This is a genomic window from Ignavibacteria bacterium, from assembly GCA_016873845.1.
Lineage (GTDB): Bacteria > Bacteroidota > Ignavibacteria > Ch128b > Ch128b > JAHJVF01.
In genome coordinates, this window is the sequence record VGVX01000117.1 from 1 (window position 1) to 4,353 (window position 4,353).

The window sequence follows — 4,353 nt, forward strand, 5'->3', positions numbered from 1 at the left end:
AAAAAATTTAAATGTAAAATTATAGGGTACGATTTCGCCGAAAATACATTGAGAAGATTCCGCCAGAAAATTAAAAAGAATGGATTTTCTGAAAACGATTTTTTATTAGTAAGCGGTGAAGCCGAATCACTGTCAATCAAACCAAATTCAATCGATCTCATAACTATAGCATTCGGAATTCGAAATTTTCATGATTCACAAATTTCACTTAATGAAATGTATAAGTCGCTTAAGAATGGCGGTATATTGAATATTCTTGAGTTTTCTCTCCCGAAAAATAATTTCATTCGGTCGGTTTATCAATTTTACTTTCGAAAAGTATTACCGATGATTGGCAGAATTATTTCGAGCGATGATTCCGCTTATCGTTACCTCCCGGATTCAGTTAATAATTTTGAGAAAGAGAAAAATTTAATTTCGGAAATTATAACTGCCCGATTTCCAAATGTGGAAGTGAAAAGTTTTACTTTTGGTGTGGTAACATTATACCGTGCAGTAAAATAAAATAAAAGAAAAAGTGTTAGCTTTATCCATTTAGTTATTCATTACTCATTTGGTGTTTTATATTATTCATTTCCCGGATTATAAAATGTAGTACATGCCTGCCACATTAAGCCATACGAGGTAGGCGGGGAAGTAAACTTCGACCTACAATTTCAATTAAATCCTATCCCTTTTGCAACAAAAAATCTTTCATCTGGTAAAGTTTCTAATTCCAGCAGTTTATACTTATTCAGGAGAACTCTAAATGTATTAACTGAAGAAATCGTTTGATAGAGTTGTTTGTAATCTTTATCTGAAAAATAAAAAGCATTTAGAATAGAATGCGATTCGGCACCTTGAGCAACTTTATCTTTTAGAAAACGAAAACCGTGATCACCTTGTATGATAATCACTGGTCTAATACTAGAATTTGAAAATATGTAATCTATTATTTCCATCAGCAATTTATTTGTGAATTTGAGTTGTTCTAAATACTTCCACTTATTATAATCATCCCTAGCATAATTCTCCGGCATAATATTTCCGTTTGCATCAAAATAATATGGGGGGTGCGGCAACATGAAATGAGCATAAACAAAAAAATTCCGATCAGAGCTTGTCAGGGCAACATCTTTGAGTAGACTTGCTATGTTCATGTTTGTTTTTATGATATTGGTTTCTGGAGTAAAATTTATTCCGAGCGCCGATCCAACTTTATCAACATTTACGACTCCCTCGAACATAGTATTTTTGAAAAAGTGGGGTTCGTCTATAAGTTCAAATCTGTAATACTTTGAAATGTTTGATATGTCGAACAATGAGTAGTTAATTATCTCATAACCATTTTTCTCAAGTACGCGAGCTAACACATTATCTTTAATTAATTTGAATAGATTCGGATAATGTGCGAACGTCAGCTTATCGAACGATTCATAGTGCAGATAAGATAAATTCAACAGTGATGCAAGACTGAAATGAGTTTGATTGTAGTTACTCTTGCTCCTGCGTGCAATATAGAATCCATTTTTTTTGAGATAATTAACTAATTCAGAATTATCATATTTCCAATACGTTCGAAGACTTTCAAAGCTTGTATAAGAATCTAAAACTATATAAAAAATGTTTGGTAAGGATGAGTCACCTGAAATTGAAGTTTGCTCTATTTTCACCTCCTCTTCTAACTTAATTTTTTTTGGTTCATATGAATACAGATTTTTTACTTCAATTAGCAAGAATAAAAAGAGCAGAATGTTTAAATAATTATTGAATCGATTCAACTTGAACGGAATAATTGATAAAATGTAAACAAGGAAAAAGAATGTAAAAGATATCAGAGAAATAGAAGCAAGAATCATATTGCCAAAAAATGCTTTCTGGGCTAAGCTTGCTAACGAATTTAATTGAAATATATTTTTACCGATTAAACCATAGCTGAAGCTAAGCCCTAAAAAAAGAGTAGTTGCTATATATGCATTAATCTTTTTATTCAAAAGAAATTTCGAAACGATCAGACTTATACACGAAATCAAGAAAATTAAAACCACAGAGATCCAAGCCTCCATATCCGTCATCGGATATTCCGATTCTTTGATTGTCTTGTACACAATAAGTATATGAATCACGGGGACTAATGAAGTATGAAGAAAATATTGCTTATGAGCTAGTTGAATAATTTTACTTTTATAATTTTTCATTCGCCTAAGGTTACACTTTTTCCATTAAATACAATACTCTTTCCGAATCGTTGAATTTTTCACGTAGTTTGATTCTGAAATGTTTTTGAAATTCTTTTTCGAAGTTTGCTTGATTGTACTGTTCGAATATATCTTCTCTGTTAAGTAAAAGTAGTTTAGCATTAGGATCTGTTTTAGGTATGAATTCGATAATTAACTTTTTAGAGATTCGAGAAAAAAAATCTGCTAATGAGTTCATGGGAATATTATTCGCAATTGCCAAATGGTGAATCAACGCCAAGGCCATTACCAAGTCCGGCATCGGGCGTTCAAAGAATGAAGCTCGCTCCGAAAGCAGCCAACCAGATGGGGGAGTCGGTATTGTGAAATCGAGAATGAGCGGGAGAATATTCGATTCACTTTCCTTTTTACAATTGGAATATAGGTTATTAATAATTAGCGGGTCAGAGTCAAAGCTTATGACTTTTATATTTTTTTTTGCCGCAATTTTACCAAAGGTACCAATGTTCGATCCTAAATCCCACATCGTACGGGGTCTTTCATTGTCGAGCAGAGTGTTTATCAATTGTTTTTTATGATTTAAATAATTTAAATTCAAAATATCTTGGTCGTAGTAGTTGACCCAATTAGAAAAACCTTTATTATACCGTCTGCCAAGATTAATGCTGTTTACAGTATCTACCAAATTGTCTATCAAGTTGAAAAACGATTTCTTGGAAAATTTGCCTTGCTTTATTTCGAGTTTTTTGTTTTTGAATTTCTTCTGTGCTTTAGAATGCAAGCTAATGTGCAGTAAAATCTTAGGATTAAGTTTACTTTTTATAGGTAGAACTGCATTAGCCAAATCTAAAGGAATACCATCGGTAAAATCATTCAACAACCTATGAATTCTTATATCAGTTTTGCTCATCAATGCTAGCGGAGCTATGAAGTGTTGACAAAATTGCTTATATGCAATCCAAGGATAACCCTCCTTATAAATCTCGAAAGATAGCGTATCGATAAGAATCGGGTTACTGTTCAGGAATTGAATGTTATATGCCGAAGCATCTTTCAGGGACATATTTTTTTCAAGTGCATATTTTTGAATTAAAAGCGTTGTGGCAGCGGCATCTTTCAACTGCTGAAACGACCATTCATAAGGATGAGAAATAAATTCAATTTCGATTGGTGCAATGATTTTGTAACAATCAAATGTAAAATCATTTACGCACAATTCAGAATGAGGAATAAGTAAATTTTCAGAACAAAGTTTTTGATACAGCCCCGAATTAATCAAATGTTCATAATTCTGTCTATAGGAGTGGTTGATTGCTCGATAAATTTTATTGTTATGCTTAAAAATGTATCCGCTTGGATCACGCGAAAGAACTTGGCTCATTTATTTTGCTTCCGCTATCGATGATAAAAGTCGCATTATTTTTGTCAATCATTTCGCGAGGAAAACCATATCGATGATTCACGAACATTCCTGTAACGTTTAAGTGTCGACTTTTTGGTTTGAAAACACTTTTTTTACTTTATTAAATAGCTTCACAAGTGTTTTTCTTATTAATGACAGATAAAATAAAATCGCAAGTACAATCGCAGAAAGAATTTGAAATAGAAGACTACCAGCACCTGGATCGATATAGAGAACTGATGCTTTTGCGAGTGGTGTAAACAAATAAAAGAAAATAACAACGATTAAAATTCTTGAACTCAATAGTCGAACCATTATCTATCCTTCTTTTAGTGCATATTAAAAATTTGCCAGTATAATTGCTACAATATAAAAGGATTAAACCAAAAATTGAGTGCTCAGAAATTCTTTTAATTTTTTAAGAGATTTCGCTCTGTGGCTGATTTTATTCTTTTCTTCTGAAGATAGCTCTGCGTATGTCAAGTCATAACCATTCGGCTTAAACACAGGATCATATCCAAAGCCGTTTTTCCCCCGAGGTTCATCGATTATTTCTCCTTCCATATATCCCTCAAATATCTCATCAAAGTTATCGGACTTAACGCTGATGATACTCACAAATTTAGCACGATGTGGCTTTGGTTTATTTCGTAATTCCTTGAGAAGCTTTAGATTATTATCGGCATACGAACAATTCGGCCCAGCATAACGTGCAGAATGTACACCCGGTTTGCCATCAAGTAATTCAACCATCAACCCGGAATCGTCGGCAAT

At 32.9% G+C, this 4,353-nt stretch carries 5 protein-coding genes; 1 reads left to right on the forward strand and 4 read right to left on the reverse strand.

Going from position 1 to position 4,353, the window contains the following annotated elements; all coding sequences use genetic code 11:
* Positions 1-504, forward strand: a 504-nt coding sequence (locus FJ213_12875) for a methyltransferase domain-containing protein (protein MBM4177043.1), incomplete at its 5' end; no start/stop codon positions are given.
* Positions 505-656: 152 nt separating this feature from the next.
* On the opposite strand, the gene FJ213_12880 is transcribed toward FJ213_12875, so the two are convergent.
* From FJ213_12880 to FJ213_12895, 4 genes are all read right to left on the reverse strand, one after another.
* Positions 657-2,177 carry an LTA synthase family protein gene (locus FJ213_12880; GenBank protein ID MBM4177044.1) on the reverse strand — a complete coding sequence of 507 codons (1,521 nt, stop codon included), beginning with the start codon at positions 2,175-2,177 and terminating at the stop codon, positions 657-659.
* Between the two features lie 10 nt (positions 2,178-2,187).
* The gene (locus FJ213_12885) at positions 2,188-3,558 is read right to left on the reverse strand and encodes an SAM-dependent methyltransferase (protein MBM4177045.1); all 1,371 of its coding nucleotides are present in this window, start codon (positions 3,556-3,558) and stop codon (positions 2,188-2,190) included.
* Between the two features lie 99 nt (positions 3,559-3,657).
* The gene (locus FJ213_12890; GenBank protein MBM4177046.1) at positions 3,658-3,894 is read right to left on the reverse strand and encodes a hypothetical protein; all 237 of its coding nucleotides are present in this window, start codon (positions 3,892-3,894) and stop codon (positions 3,658-3,660) included.
* A gap of 63 nt (positions 3,895-3,957) precedes the next feature.
* A partial coding sequence (locus tag FJ213_12895) for a non-canonical purine NTP pyrophosphatase (protein ID MBM4177047.1) occupies positions 3,958-4,353 on the reverse strand: 396 nt, incomplete at its 5' end.

What these genes read in the sequence shown, in the direction of transcription:
- FJ213_12880 (MBM4177044.1), bottom strand. Translation starts at nt 2,177, where the DNA reads ATGAAAAATTATAAAAGTAAAATTATTCAACTAGCTCATAAGCAATAT.
- FJ213_12885 (MBM4177045.1), bottom strand. Translation starts at nt 3,558, where the DNA reads ATGAGCCAAGTTCTTTCGCGTGATCCAAGCGGATACATTTTTAAGCAT.
- FJ213_12890 (MBM4177046.1), bottom strand. Translation starts at nt 3,894, where the DNA reads ATGGTTCGACTATTGAGTTCAAGAATTTTAATCGTTGTTATTTTCTTT.